This is a genomic window from Allobosea sp. Root381 (genome assembly GCF_001429395.1).
Classification (GTDB): domain Bacteria; phylum Pseudomonadota; class Alphaproteobacteria; order Rhizobiales; family Beijerinckiaceae; genus Allobosea.
Window position 1 is genome coordinate 1 of sequence record NZ_LMJT01000031.1, and the last position, 14,108, is coordinate 14,108.

The 14,108-nt window shown below is 64.0% G+C and carries 10 protein-coding genes; 6 read left to right on the top strand and 4 right to left on the bottom strand.

Annotated features, from left to right (window positions below; translation table 11 throughout):
• Positions 1-239: hypothetical protein (locus ASE63_RS19655; protein WP_056805278.1), on the bottom strand; the 239-nt coding region annotated here is incomplete at its 3' end.
• A gap of 662 nt (positions 240-901) precedes the next feature.
• Here ASE63_RS19655 and acnA point away from each other — a divergent pair.
• The 4 genes from acnA (at position 902) to ASE63_RS19675 (ending at position 6,553) form a co-directional block, all read left to right on the top strand.
• Positions 902-3,562: an aconitate hydratase AcnA gene (gene acnA, locus ASE63_RS19660; RefSeq protein ID WP_082610140.1), complete on the top strand. Its 2,661-nt coding sequence runs from the start codon at positions 902-904 to the stop codon at positions 3,560-3,562.
• Between the two features lie 46 nt (positions 3,563-3,608).
• Positions 3,609-4,568, top strand: a complete 960-nt coding sequence (locus ASE63_RS19665) for a tripartite tricarboxylate transporter substrate binding protein (RefSeq protein ID WP_056805281.1) — start codon at positions 3,609-3,611, stop codon at positions 4,566-4,568.
• A gap of 71 nt (positions 4,569-4,639) precedes the next feature.
• Positions 4,640-5,542: a GntR family transcriptional regulator gene (locus ASE63_RS19670; RefSeq protein ID WP_056805296.1), complete on the top strand. Its 903-nt coding sequence runs from the start codon at positions 4,640-4,642 to the stop codon at positions 5,540-5,542.
• Positions 5,543-5,659: 117 nt separating this feature from the next.
• Positions 5,660-6,553, top strand: coding sequence for a LysR family transcriptional regulator (locus ASE63_RS19675; protein ID WP_056805283.1), 894 nt, complete (start codon positions 5,660-5,662; stop codon positions 6,551-6,553).
• On the opposite strand, the gene ASE63_RS19680 is transcribed toward ASE63_RS19675, so the two are convergent.
• From ASE63_RS19680 to ASE63_RS19690, 3 genes are all read right to left on the bottom strand, one after another.
• Entirely contained in the window at positions 6,513-7,319 is an 807-nt protein-coding gene (locus tag ASE63_RS19680) for a DUF4405 domain-containing protein (RefSeq protein ID WP_082610141.1), read from the bottom strand. The genes ASE63_RS19675 and ASE63_RS19680 overlap by 41 nt on opposite strands.
• Positions 7,320-7,327: 8 nt before the next feature.
• On the bottom strand, positions 7,328-7,792 hold the full coding sequence (locus ASE63_RS19685; RefSeq protein ID WP_244491477.1) for a cytochrome P460 family protein: 465 nt from the start codon (positions 7,790-7,792) through the stop codon (positions 7,328-7,330).
• A gap of 73 nt (positions 7,793-7,865) precedes the next feature.
• Complete coding sequence (locus ASE63_RS19690) at positions 7,866-8,957, bottom strand: alpha/beta fold hydrolase (protein ID WP_244491479.1); 1,092 nt, start codon at positions 8,955-8,957, stop codon at positions 7,866-7,868.
• Positions 8,958-9,473: 516 nt separating this feature from the next.
• Here ASE63_RS19690 and ASE63_RS19695 point away from each other — a divergent pair.
• Positions 9,474-10,280 carry a DeoR/GlpR family DNA-binding transcription regulator gene (locus ASE63_RS19695; protein ID WP_200962596.1) on the top strand — a complete coding sequence of 269 codons (807 nt, stop codon included), beginning with the start codon at positions 9,474-9,476 and terminating at the stop codon, positions 10,278-10,280.
• A gap of 123 nt (positions 10,281-10,403) precedes the next feature.
• A partial coding sequence (locus ASE63_RS28750) for an Ig-like domain-containing protein (protein ID WP_056805291.1) occupies positions 10,404-14,108 on the top strand: 3,705 nt, incomplete at its 3' end.

Here is a 14,108-nt window from a genome sequence, read left to right on the forward strand (position 1 = left end):
TCAAAAACGCCCCTGCGCAACCCGCAGGGGCGTTTTTGCGTCCAGAAACCAAAACCACCCGGAAAAAACCCCAAAAGCCAGAGCCACAAGGCCGAAGCATCGGCCTGCGCTTCTCGCGAAAAAGCCAATGCAACATCAAAGGCCTGGAGCATCGGACGAATACGAGGCTCGGTCCGATCATCCAGGCCGCGCCGCCCATCCTGCAACAGTTTGGTGCCGAGCATCGCGGTGCCTGCCATCTCAACCAGATCGAGGAGAGCGACGCAGGCGAAGGCCCGTTCCGGGCGGCAATGCGACGCGAGCGGCCGGCGAGACGCCGATCGTTCGCGTCCCGGATTATCGTCCGGCCTTGATCATGAGCGTACTCGATCCGGTATCTCTTGCCGCTATCGTCTTGGCGAGGTTTCCGATTTCGTCAGTGCATGCGCCAGCTTGTGCCACCCAGTGCCAGAACCATTAAAATCGAGAATGCCGCGATCGAGATTGCCGGATTCACGGTGGTCGCTCCCGTTACATGAGGACGACATCGCCAAGGTATCGCTCGATCAACAGCGCCGGCCGGATTTTTGAAGTTCTCCCGACGAAGTCGCGTTCGCAATTCCAGTGACGGGAATGTCCTGCAATCGGTCTGGTCAGTCCGATGGGATTGCGAAATGGACGATGAGGCAAACTGCGAGCTCACACGGGCGGAGGCGCCTTCTTCGCGAACGGGGAAACTGCAGTTCAGGCGCATCCGAACTTATCGCCCGGGGAAGCGTTGCTCATCGCTCATTCCCAAGCCATCCGGTGTTAACGTCGCCCCATCCAACCCGCAGGAACCCGCACGCCTACGATCCCGAGGTCTATTCAGCGATCGGCGGTCTATTGCATTTAAAGAATCATATATGCAATAAGATCGATCATGCAGAGGGCTTTCCACGAGAATGCCGTGATCGCCGTTGGGGCGAGGACCTACGTCTGCGCTGCCGCGGAGAAAGCCTTTGGCCCGGGTTACCGTCGCTTGCCGCATATGTTCCGGATTCTCGTCGAGAACATTATTCGAAACGCCCTCTCGACCGCAGAGCGTGAAGCAAGCCTCGAGGCGTTGCGCGGCTGGCTCGCTGACGGCACGAGCACGGCCGAGATTGCCTTTCAGCCCGAGCGCGTGCTGATGCACGATACGACCTGCACGCCGGCCCTGGTCGACGTGGCAGGCATGCGCGACGCATTGGCGGAAGCGGGTGGAGATCCTGGCCGCCTCAGCCCCGTCCTGCGGGTCGACGTGTCGGTCGACCACTCGCTAGGCGTCGATGTTTCGGGTTCGCCGGCGGCCGCGCAACTGAACAAGGAGCGGGAGTATCGACGCAATGGCGAGCGCTATCGGTTCCTGAAATGGGCAACCCGCTCGCTGGACGGAGTCCGTGTGCATCCGCCCGGAACGGGCATCATGCATACGATCAACCTGGAGCAACTTGCGACGGTCGTCGGCGTGCGCTCGATCGACGGGCGCCAATTCGCCGTTCCCGACAGTTTGATCGGCACGGATAGTCACACGCCGATGATCAACGGCATCGGGGTGCTGGCATGGGGTGTCGGCGGCCTTGAAGCCGAAAGCGTGATGTTCGGCATGCCGGTCATGATGCGTCTGCCCGACGTCATCGGCGTCAAGCTGACCGGCCGGCTGAGGGAAGGGGTCCTTGCAACGGATCTTGCGTTGACGGTCACCCAGCGACTGCGGCAGCGCGGCGTCGCAGGTGCCTTTGTCGAATTCTTCGGTCCGGGCATCGCATCGCTGTCGGCCGGCGAACGGTCGGTGGTGGCCAACATGACCCCGGAGTTCGGAGCCTCGACAGCCTACTTTCCGATCGATGGAATGACGCTGGCGTATCTGCGGCAGACCGGGCGAGAGCCCGAGGCTGTCGGGCTGGTCGAGGCATACGCGAAGGCGCAGGGCCTGTGGTTCGAGCCAGGCGCCGAACCTCGCTTCACCGACGTGGTCGACATCGACCTGGCTGCGATCGAGACGAGCCTTTCCGGACCGTTCAGGCCACAGGATCGCGTCTCGCTGTCGAATGTCCCGAACGTCCTCCAGAGCCTCCCCCTACCCAAAAGGCCGACGCCGGCGCTGCCAGCCTTCCCCGTCGCGATCGCTGCGATCACAAGCTGCACGAACACAAGCGATCCGCGGCTTCTCATTGCTGCCGGCCTGGTGGCGAGGAAGGCGCGGGCCCTGGGCCTGGTGCCCCCACCGTGGGTCAAGACCTCGCTGGCACCAGGCTCGCCTGCCGCTGAGCGCTACCTGCGTCGGTCAGGTCTGCTGGAGGATCTGGAAGCAGTCGGTTTCGCCATCGTCGGCTATGGCTGCACGACATGCATCGGCAACTCCGGCCCGCTTCTCCCCGTGATGGAGCTGTCCGTCGTCGCCGGAGAAACGCTGCCCGTCGCGATATTGTCGGGCAATCGGAACTTCCCCGGTCGGGTCCACAGTCAGGTAGAGGCCGGATTCCTCGCTTCCCCACCACTGGTTGTCGCGTACGCGCTCGCTGGAACGGCCTCCCGAGACCTGTCGCGTGAAGCCGTCGCGACAGTAGGGGACAGAGAGGTTCTGCTGGCAGATCTCTGGCCGAGCGGCGACGAGATTGATTTGGCGTTGGCGGCAGGCCTCGAGGCGGAGGACTTCCAGGCGGCGTTCGACGAAGCTGCGGCCGACGAGACTTGGGCCAGGCTGGAGGCTCCCGCGACACCGCAGTTTCCGTGGAATCCGGCCTCGACTTACCTGCGCCGTCCGCCCTTCGCGCGTGCCGATGCTCCTGTGACCTTGGGAACCTACAGCGCGCACCCTGTGCTGGTTCTGGGCGACGACATCACGACCGACCACATTTCGCCTGCCGGCCAGACGCCGGCGAATAGCGAGGCCGGCCGCTGGCTCATCGAGAACGGAGAGGACGCCCGCGACCTCAACGTCTACGCCTCGCGGCGCGGCAACTGGGAAGTCATGCTTCGCGGCTTGTTCACGAATAGAACAGTCGCCAACCAACTGGCTCCGTCTCTTCCGGCCGGTTCGACGGTGCACGCGCCGAACGGCGACATCATCCCACTTTGGCAAGCCGCCGAGCGATACAGGAGCGATGGCCAATCGATCGTGATCGTCGCGGGCGAACGCTATGGAACGGGGTCTTCGCGGGACTGGGCAGCAAAGGGGCTCGGCCTGTTGGGCGTACGGGCGGTGCTCGCTGCGAGCTTCGAACGGATCCACCGCTCGAACCTGATCGGCATGGGTATCCTTCCGCTGGTGTTCGCCGATGCCGGGCAGGTTCGCTCGCTTGCGTTGAAGCCAGGCGATCGGATCGAGGTGTCCTTGCCGGAATCCGAGCTCACCCCGCGGCGGGAGACATCTGTCGATATCGTCCGGGTCGACGGTGGACGCACTTCGATTCCGATGAGTGTCGCGGTCGAGACGGAACTCGAATGCGAGACGCTGAGAGCCGGCGGGATGCTGCCGCTCATCCTGTCGCGCTTCATGCCGCGCACGCAGATTCACCAGGCCGGTGAAGAAAAGGGGACGCTTCGACGCCCTGCCTGACGACGGCGTCTCGGCGTCCATTCAATAAAACAGCGGAGGAACGCCCATGCTCAATCGTCGAAATGTCGTCGCTGGACTGTCTGCACTTGCTTTGGCCGGGCCGGCATCGGCACAGGCACCGCTGGAACTCAAGATCATTGCGCCGGCAGGTCCAGGTGGGGGCTGGGATACCGCAGCCCGCACCATTCAGCAGGTCCTGACCGCGACGGGGCTGGCGAAGAGCGTCCAGGTCACGAATGTCACCGGCGCCGGAGGCACCGTTGGGCTGGCGCAGTTCATCGGCAGCTCGAAGGGCGACCCGAACCAGCTCATGGTCAACGGGATCACGATGATCGGCGCGATCCTCACCAACAAGGCTCCGGTGACCCTGGACCAGGTCACCCCTCTCGTCCGGCTGACCGGTGATCCGCTCGTCATCGTCGTGCCTGAGAATTCGCCGCACAAGTCGGTCAAGGACCTGATGGCCGCCATCAAGGCCGATCCTGCTCGGGTGATCTGGGCAGGTGGATCTGCCGGCGGCGCGGACCATATCCTGGCTGCCCTGGTCGCGAAGGCGGCGGGCAGCGATGCAGCCAAGACCAATTACGTGGCGTTCTCTGGCGGCGGTGAGGCGCTGGCCGCCATGCTGGGCGGGCGCGTCACGGCAGGCGTCTCCGGCTATGGCGAGTTCGAGTCGCAGATCAAGGCCGGCAAGCTTCGGGCCCTCGCGATTTCATCTGGCAAGCGCCTCGCCGGGGCAGACGTCCCGACTTTGAAGGAACTCGGTTACGACGTCGAAGTCGTGAACTGGCGTGCGGTCATGGCAGCCCCGGGTATCACCGCCGAGCAGAAGCAGAGCCTGACGGCCGTCTTCGAGAAGATGGCCGCATCGAAGGACTGGGTCGAGGTGCTCAAGGTCCGAGGCTGGGATGACTATTTCCTCGCCGGCGATGCCTTCGTCCAGTTCATCAAGGAAGAACAGGTCCGCGTCGGCGATGTCCTGCGATCGATCGGGCTCGTGAAATAAGCTTGCGCCGGCCCGACACCCGTTTACACCTCCCGCCGGCGCCGGACATCGCGCCGGCGGAAAGGTGTACCGTGGCGAAGTCCAGGAAGCCCGATCTCAGTGAGTTGCTGGCGGCGCAACTGCTTGGCGAGATCCGGGAGCAGGCGCTCGCCATCGATACGCATTTGCGGACTCAGGACATCGCGTCGCGCCTGGGCGTCTCTCGTTTCCCGGTCGGCCAAGCTCTCGGTTTGCTGGCGGAGAAAGGGGTGCTTAGGCACGAGCGAAATCGCGGGTACTTCGTTGCCAGCGCCAAGCCTCCGACGGCCGATGAACTCGGTCTGTCGCGAAAGGACCTTGTCGCCGCCGCCTACTTCCAGATCGCCGACGATCATCTGCGGGGCCTGCTGCCTGGCCAGGTGACGGAACTCGATCTTCGCGAGCGGTACGACCTGACGAAGACGGAGCTCGCGGCGGTCCTGACCCGGATCAGCAGCGAAGGCTGGGCCGAACGCCGTCCGGGTTACGGCTGGAGCTTCGTCAAGGTTCTGACGACGCCCGAAAGCCTTGAGCAGACCTACCGGCTCCGCCTGGCGCTGGAGCCAGCAGCGTTGCTGGAGCCCACATATCACATCGCTCCCGAGGTCATTGCCAGCTGCCGCCTTGCCGAAGAGAGACTTCTCAAAGGCGCGATCGAAACCGACAGTGCCGACGAACTTCACGAACGCGGCGTGCGTTTCCACGAGGCGATCGTGGGCGCGAGCGGTAATCCCTTCTTCCTGGATACCGTCAGGCGCCTTCACCGCATCCGGCGATTGCTGTCATATCGCTCCATGCTGGATCGCAAGCGCTATCGCGCGCAGTGCGAGGAGCATTTGGCCATTCTGGATAGCCTGGCGAAAGGCGACCAGTCCGAGGCCGCGGACAGGCTGCGGGCCCACCTTCTCCACACGATTGAAAATTATAGCAGAATCCGACGGATCCTGACCCCTTAGGCCGATTCCGGCCCCCCCATCGCTCCACCGGCAAGCGGCCATGAGGGCAACTCAGCACGCGACGGATGCTTCGATCAGGCGCTATGATCGAATTGATATGATAAGGCGCGCTTCTTAATGGCTCAGCTGAACTACAACGATCTCGCGGCTTTCGCAGTCGTGGCGCGGGAGCGGAGCTTTACCAGGGCCGGGGCCAAGCTGGGGGTGTCACAGTCGGCCCTGAGCCAGACCATCAAGGGCTTGGAGGGGCGGCTCAACCTTCGCCTGCTGACGCGCACGACGCGAAGTGTGGCGCCGACCGAGGCCGGTCTCCGGCTGCTGCAATCCATCGAGCCTCGTTTCGGTGAGATCGAGGCCGAGATCGCCGCTCTGGGCGAGCTGCGTGGCAAGGCTGCAGGCACGATCCGCATCACGGCGGGCGAGCACCCGGCCATTTCCGTCCTGCAGCCGGCGCTCAAGCGGTTTCTGCCGGACCATCCGGATATCAAGGTCGAGATCATCGTCGATTATGGCCTCGTCGACATCGTCGCGGCCGGCTACGACGCCGGCGTCCGGCTCGGAGAACAGGTCGCCAAGGATATGATCGCTATCCGCATAGGCCCCGAAATGCGCATGGCGGTCGTCGGATCACCGGGGTATTTCGAACGCTACGGCATCCCGAAGACGCCGCAGGAACTCGTGACGCACAACTGTATCGCGACCCGCCTGCCGACCTACGGGGGCCTTTTTCCCTGGGGCCTCGAGAAGGAGGGGCACGAGATCAAGGTCCGGGGTGAGGGGCAGCTCGTCTTCAACAACCTCGGCATGCGCCTGTATTCGGCGCTGGACGGGCTGGGGCTCGCTTACATGCCGGAAGACCAGGTGCTGCCTTACGTTGCCGATGGGCGGCTCATCCGGGTGCTGGAAGACTGGTGTCCGCCCTTTCCAGGCTACCATCTCTACTATCCCAGCCGCCGGCACGTCTCATCGGCTATGTCGGTTCTGGTGGATGTGCTGCGCTACCGCGGCTGACGCTGTTCCCAGAGCGCGATGGCCTCAGAATTCCATGCCTCGGCGCTCGTTCCAACACCAAGCGCCCGACCTCGTCGCGTGCGCCGCGCAAACGGCTGTGCCGCGCGAGCTCGATCAGCTTCAGGGCATAGTAGGTGCCGGCGATGATCAGTCCGGCGACGGCGGCGACATGAAAGAAGAAGCCGGCGACGGATTCCTCGAAGTTCCACCAGTCGAGCGTCATCTGCATCGTCAGCTTCATGCCGAGGCCCAGGACCAGGCAGCTCCAGACACCATAGGCCGCGATCGCCGCCGTCACGGCTCGCAGCACGCAGGTGCGGGCGACACTGGTCGAGCGCAGCCCAAAGATCTGCCGGCCGATGCCCATCAGCCGCGACCAGCGCATTCCGAGATGGATGGCGACGATCACCAGGGCCCAGTAGGCGGCCAGCGTGTGGATCTGCCTCACGGTGAATCCGCCCCAAGGCGGCAGCACGGGAGCCAGGGCATGGGAGATCGGGATGCTGGTCGCGAGGAGGGCCAGCATCGCCAGCAACAGCCCCGCTGTGACCGCCACATTGGCCAGGCTCCGGGGCTCGCGCCCGGCCCGAGGAAGGTTGCGATACCAGCGGCGGTTGAAGATGTTGTGCGCGATCAGCAGCACGAACATGGCCGTTCCTGCCAGCTCATGGGGCAGGTTCCCCAGCCACCAGTAGGACAGGCCGAAAAGCAGCAGGACGGCCGCGAGGCCGTCCAACCAGAGACGAAAAGCGAAGGTGCGGCTCATCTGGCGGCTTACTCGACCGGCTTGCCGTTGAAGCGCGGAATCCGGTAAGCCGTGTAGAGGTAGTCGCTGCTGGCCTGGCTGCTGTGACAGCTCTGGCAGCGGGCCGTGTTCTCGTTGGTATTGATCTTTCCGTCCGGCCAGAACCACTGGTACTGCCAGTCGTCGGTGCGCCGGCGCTCGTCATAATCGGCGCCCCAGCCCTCGCCCTTCTCCATGACGAAGTAGCGGAATAGCTTGCCGTCCCGGTGGTCGACGAGCACGAAGTGGGTTCCGGCGGGGATTGGCTGCCGGTTCCTGACCGCCTCCAGAGCCTGGGGCGTGGTCATGATGTGCTCGGTGACGTTGCCGCGCCGCACCGTGGTGTAGTGGACCAGCTTGTCGAGATCCGGCAGCGTCGCCCGGGTGGCTTCGGCGTGAACCTGCCAGCCAGCCGTGACAAATCCCGTGGTCGCCACCGCTATGGCGGACGTCAACACCGTTCGACGGTTCATGGAGATAGTCCTTCATTCCTGATCGAGGGGGCAAAGAGCGAGGCTCCGGCTGCCCTCAATCCAGCGTCTTGTCGGCCAGGAACTTCGAGACCTGGTCGGCGATCTCGATGTTGTTCAGGTCGGAGAAGGGGAAATGCGTGTTGCCGCGGATGCCGGCTTCCGGCAGGTGCACCACCGTGACGTTTCCGCCATGCTTGTTCACCGCGTCGCGCCAGAGACGAGCCATTTCGAGCCGGCCGCGCCAGGCGTCCTGGGTGGGGATATCGGTCGCCTTGGCGGGGATGTTGTCGCCGTAGAAGATGATGATCGGGATCTTCGTCAGCGCCATGAAGTCGCTCATGGGTACCTGCACCCCCTCGATGGTGTCGAAGGAGGTTTTGATCGGCTGGGGGCTTTCCCCTTGCGGGAAGACAAACGCACTGCCGGGTTCGAACGACACGATCGCCTTGACGTTCGGGCTCCTGATCGCGGCGAGCCAGCCTGGACCGCCACTCTGGGAGTGCGTCATCAGGATGCCCGGGCCGATGCGGCCGAACAGGGCGGAGACGCCATCCGAGATGAGGCCTGCGTCGTAAGGGCCGGTATTCGGCGTCATCGACCGGAAATACTGGTCGAGGGTCTCGGGTTTGCGGTCGAACTGGACCCCGTCGAAATAGGTCGGCCAGACGCCGACGCGGAACTGCCCGAACCAGAACTGCTCATCAGGTGTCGGCTTGATCGTGGCTTCCACAGTGCTGCGCCCGGCATTGCCACGGCGCGGTTGATCGATGAGATAGGTCGCGAAGCGCCGGCGCAGGAAGATGTTCTGGAAGCCTTCGCGGCCGTCAGGCGTGGTCTCCCAGGTTTTCGAAAACTGGCCGGCGCCATGCCACATCACGATCGGCAACGGCCGCGGATTCACCGGCACCTGGTAGAAGCTGTAGAGGTGATCGCCGCGAAAGGTCTGGCCATCGGCCGTCAGTGGCTTGCGCGGGTCGAACGTGCCGGGCGCTGTCGTGACCGTGCCACCGACGGTGAAGCTGCCTTGATCCTGGATGGCCAGCGGCTCGGCCGAGTGGGCCTGGGGGGCAAACAGCGGCAGGGCTCCGATAAAGGCTGCTCTCAGGACCAGCGCGGGCTTCCGGGATTGTTTGGACTTGGCAGGCATCTGTCCCTCGTTCGCATTGTGCAGAGGGAGAATATGCAGCTCGAAACTATTCGATTAGGCAGAATATTCCGATAGGACAAATTAGGAAAACTCATCAATAGCACTGAGCGTGCCGCATCCCATTAAACAGGGGCATGCTTCGTTTGCGGCGATGCCGCGTTGGCGAATGGGCTGAGCAAGAGGTTCCCGGGATCCTGCGCCCATACATGGGTTCGAATGAACACTGCTGTCGGAGCGGTAATCGCTTGCAGTCGACGCGCGGGATGCAGGCGTAGCCGTCCAACCGCGAATGCACGGCGCGAGCTCTGTTACGACCCACGGTTCAAGGCGAATCTGAACTGGCTCACGAATTTCCAAGAGCTCGGTTTGTTTGCCGTCTCAGCGTTTCTTGCTGCCGTGATGATGATCTTCTTCCAGAGGTTTCGGAGACTGCCTCGATCTTTTCGGTTTTGATTTTCAGAATTGCTTAACCGTCGCACGAGCGTCACAGGGCGGCGCTATCGCAGTCACATGAACATGAGCGGCATTCATTTGAACATTGCGATGGGCTCCGACGGGCGGCAGATGGCGATTGCCGAAATGCTGCGCAGCAGGGACTTCATCAGCGTCGAAGAGTTGGCCTCGCATTTCGCCGTCGCCACGCAAACGATCCGTCGCGATCTGGTCGCGCTTTGCGATCAGGGCGTCGCCAGGCGGCGCCATGGCGGCATCGAGAGCCTCGCCCGGAGCGGGAACCTCACATTCAGGGACCGTCGCGTGCTGCACCGCGAAGCCAAGCAGAGCATCGCCGCCATGGTCGCGAGCCAGGTGAGCGACGGCGAGTCGATTTCGCTCGGCATCGGCACGACCACGCAGTTCGTCGCAGAGGCCCTGCTGTCGCATCGGCAGCTCAAGATCGTGACGAACAACCTGCCGATAGCATTGATGGTCGGACAGAACTCCGACTTCTCCCTGGCGATCGCCGGCGGCGCGGTCCGCGGAGGCGACCTGGATGTCTGCGGCTCGACGGTCGACGCCTTCTTCGCGTCCTACAAGGTCGACATCGCGATCTTCGGCGTGGGCGGGATCGATGAGGATGGCTCGCTGCTCGATTTTTCGGAGGAGGAGGTGCGCGCCCGCGAGGCGATGCTGCGCAACTGCCGCAAGTCCTACCTCGTCCTGGATTCCTCGAAATTCGCGCGCCCGGCCCATGTCCATGGCGGACGTATCGATCAGGTCACCGCGGTGTTCTGCGAAGCGCAGCCGCCGGAGGCGATCCGGGAGATGCTGGATGCGTCCGGCGTCCGGCTCTTCATCAGTCCGGAGGCGGCTGTGAAGCCGTAGCCCAACCAGAAGAAGCTGCGCCGGAAGCGGCGCAGCTCGTCATCACAACCCGTTCTTCACCCATGCCCGCAGCAACCCTGCTGCCGGGAACGATCGACTGTTGCCTATTTCTGGAGATGAGCCATGGCTGACCTGCCAACCCTTTACGCCCATCGCGGCACCAATCCCTATACGGACAACGAGACCGACGCCTATGTCTGGGCTTTCAAATACGGCGCCGACTCCATCGAGATCGACCTGCGGCTGACCAAGGACGGCGTGCTGGTCAGCTATCACGACGATCTCCCGGGCGGGATTGCCAACATGACGCTGGCCGAGGTGCGCGCGGCGGTGCCGAACGTCATCACCTTCGAGCAGATCATTGCGCTCACCAAGCAGATGGAGATCGAGACAGGCCGAAAGCTCGGCATCCTGGTCGAGACCAAGAGCACGGGCCACTCGACTTATGACGCGATGCTGTCGGACCTCGTCGCCGCTGATTTCGCCGATCCGGAACGGATCGTCTTCCAGACCTTCGCGACCGACCACAAGGTCCTCCGCGACCTGATGGATAACAAATACCAGGTCGATTTCCCGCTGGTCTGGCTGACGGACAACATCACCGACGCGAAGATCGCCAACGCGACGAACCCGCAGGGCTCGATGGGCAAGCTCGACGCCCTCGCGCCCCAGATGGCGCTGATCACGGCGGAGACGGTCGCGGCGGCCCAGGCGGCCGGCCTCAAGGTCAATGGCTGGACCGTCGCCGGCAACGAAGCCGATGTCCGCAACGCTCTCAGCCTGGGCGTGGACGGCATCATCAACGACAACACGCAGCTCGCCCGTCCGGCGCTGGAAAAGCTCCTCAACAATGCCGACGTCGCCTACGGCACGGATCAGGGGAACGAGATCAACGGCGGCACCGGCAAGGACGTCATCTATGCGATGTCGGGTGACGACATCGTCCGCGGCGGCCTCGGCGACGACACGCTCTATGGCGATGCCGGCAATGACCTGATCTTCGGTGGCGCCGGCAACGACACCCTCGTCGGCGGCTCCGGCAACGACTATCTTGCCGGCGGTTCCGGTTCGGACGTTCTCGTCGGCGGCGCCGGCAACGATGTGATCGTCGCGACGGGCGACAAGATCGTCTTCCGCGCCGGCGACGGCATCGATCTGGTCTCGCTCGACTCGACCAGCACGATCGTCTTCGACGGCATCGCTCCGACTGGCGTCAGCGTCATCCGTGACGGCAACAACCTGATCATCCGCGCCGGCAGCGATGCGATCGTTCTGCTCGACGGCGTCGATCCGGCCCATCAGCCGGTCTCGATCACGACCGCCGACGGCTTCACGCTGACCGGCGCCGAGCTCGCGGCGCTGGCGGTCGAGGGAACAGATCCCGAGGTCGCGGCCCTGCTACCGGGGCTCAAGGACCTGCTTGCCAATGCGCCCGCCTTGGCCATCCCCTCGACGGTCGCGGTCGGTACCGATCTCGTCGCCGCAGGCGACTTCCCCGAGGGCACGCTTTCCTATGACATTGCGAGCGTCGAGACTGGCGCGGTCTATCGCCTGAGCTTCTCTCTCGCCGACCTGCCGACGGGCGAGGACGGCGTGCGCGTGCTCTGGGGCGGGCAGGTGGTCCATGAGGGCACCCCCTCCGCCACCGGCGGCAAGTTCCACTTCATGGTTACCGGCGGGACCGGCGATGGCTCGAACGACCTCGTTTTCGAGGGAGCGGGCGAGGAGTTCGGTGCCGCGCTCGACGACCTCCGTCTCGTGAAGATCGCCGATCCGGTGCTGCCGACGCCGGGCAACGTCGCGCCGGAGGCCCCGGCCATCGACCTCGTCATCAGCCAGGAGGTGTCGTTCAGCGGCAAAATCGTGGCGACCGACGCCAATGGCGACGCGCTGACCTACCGTCTCGGTGACGCGCCGGCCCATGGCGCGGTCGTCTTCAATGCCGACGGAACCTACAGGTACACCCCGGGTGCCGGCTTCACCGGCGCCGACAGCTTCAGCTATCTGGTGAATGACGGGCATGGCGGCATCGTCGAGTCGGTCGTCAACTTCACCGTCGCGCAGGGCATCCTTCTCGGCACCGATCTCATGATCAACGGCAGCTTCGAGGACATCAGCGAATCCTCCGGCAACAACGGTCCGAACGACTGGGGCTATCGCAACCCGGACGGCCAGATCCTCGGCTGGACCAATGTCAACAACAAGCGCATCGAGCAGCATTGGGACAATTACGGCGGCATCGTCGCCAAGGATGGCCGGATCTGGATCGATATGGATCATTCGCAGACGGGAACGACCGTCGACCGGATCGGCCAGTCGATCGCCCATGTCGAAACCGACGCGACCTATCGGGTGAGCTTCTCGCTCTCCGACTCCGACCGGACGAATTTCGACGACGGTGTGAAGGTTCTGTGGAACGGCGAGGTCATCTTCGACGGCCTGCCGCCGCAGACCAGCGCCAGCTGGACGACACTCAGCTTCGAGGTGAAGGGCGGCTCCGGCGACGGCAAGAACCGGCTGGAGTTCATCGACAAGGGCGTCTCGGATTCGTGGGGAGCCGGTGCGGCGCTCGACGATGTCCGCTTCATCAAGGTCGCCAATGCCGGCGATACGCTGCCGGCGAACCAGGCTCCGATTGCGGCCGACGGCCAGGCTGAAGGTATGAAGGACACGCTGTTCACCGGTACGCTGTCCGCGTCGGACCAGGATGCCGACGCCTCGCTGATCTACAGCCTCGCCAGCGGGCCGGCCAACGGCACGGTCTTCGTCTATACGGACGGCACCTATCGCTACACGCCGGATGCCGGCTTCAGCGGCTCGGACAGCTTCACCTTCCTGGTGGATGACGGGCGTGGCGGCAAGGACACGGCGACCTTCGACCTGACGGTCAAGTCCTCGACCTCGTCGGTGGCGATCGGCACCGACCTGATCGTCAACGGCAGCTTCGAGGACGTCAGCGAGTCCGGCAACTACAATGGCGGCTCCGACTGGGGCTATCGGAACCTGGACGGCCAGATCCTCGGCTGGACGAACGTCAACTTCAAGCGCATCGAGCAGCATCTGGACAACTATGGCGGCGTCGTCGCCAAGGATGGCCGGATCTGGATCGATATGGACGGCGCCGGCCAGTCGGCCCGCAACAAGATCGGCCAGACGATCTCGCTGGCGGAAACCGGCGCGACCTACAAGGTCAGCTTCTCGCTCTCGGACTCCGACAATGTGCGCTACGACGACGGCATCACCGTGCTTTGGAACGGCGAGGTCATCTTCAGCGGCCTGCCTCCGCAGACCAGCGCGAGCTGGACGACGTTGACCTTCGAAGTGAAGGGCGGCTCCGGCAACGGCTCGAACCGGCTGGAGTTCATGGACACCGGCGTGGCGGATTCCTGGGGCGCGGGCGTCGCGCTCGACGATGTCCGCTTCGTCAAGATCGCCGATGCCGGCGACACGCTGCCGGCAAACCATGCGCCGGAAGCCACCGACAGCGAGGTGGTCGGCCTGGTCAACACCCTCGTCACCGGCCAGGTGACGGCGACCGATGATGACGCCGGCTCATCGCTGATCTTCAGCCTCAAGCAGGCGCCGGCTCACGGCACGGTGTATGTTTATTCGGACGGGACCTATCGCTATACGCCGATGGCCGGCTTCACCGGTGAGGACAGCTTCACCGTGCTGGTCAACGACGGACGCGGCGGCACCGCCGAGGCGACCGTCAGCCTGACCATCAACCCGCCGAACAGCGCCCCGGTCGCTGCCGACGACACCGGGATCGAGGCGGCCTATGGTGCGGCGCTGACGATCCTGGCGAGCACGCTGCTCGCCAACGAC

What these genes read in the sequence shown, in the direction of transcription:
- acnA (WP_082610140.1), top strand. Translation starts at nt 902, where the DNA reads ATGCAGAGGGCTTTCCACGAGAATGCCGTGATCGCCGTTGGGGCGAGG.
- ASE63_RS19695 (WP_200962596.1), top strand. Translation starts at nt 9,474, where the DNA reads ATGAGCGGCATTCATTTGAACATTGCGATGGGCTCCGACGGGCGGCAG.
- ASE63_RS19665 (WP_056805281.1), top strand. Translation starts at nt 3,609, where the DNA reads ATGCTCAATCGTCGAAATGTCGTCGCTGGACTGTCTGCACTTGCTTTG.
- ASE63_RS19690 (WP_244491479.1), bottom strand. Translation starts at nt 8,957, where the DNA reads ATGCCTGCCAAGTCCAAACAATCCCGGAAGCCCGCGCTGGTCCTGAGA.
- ASE63_RS19675 (WP_056805283.1), top strand. Translation starts at nt 5,660, where the DNA reads ATGGCTCAGCTGAACTACAACGATCTCGCGGCTTTCGCAGTCGTGGCG.
- ASE63_RS19680 (WP_082610141.1), bottom strand. Translation starts at nt 7,319, where the DNA reads ATGAGCCGCACCTTCGCTTTTCGTCTCTGGTTGGACGGCCTCGCGGCC.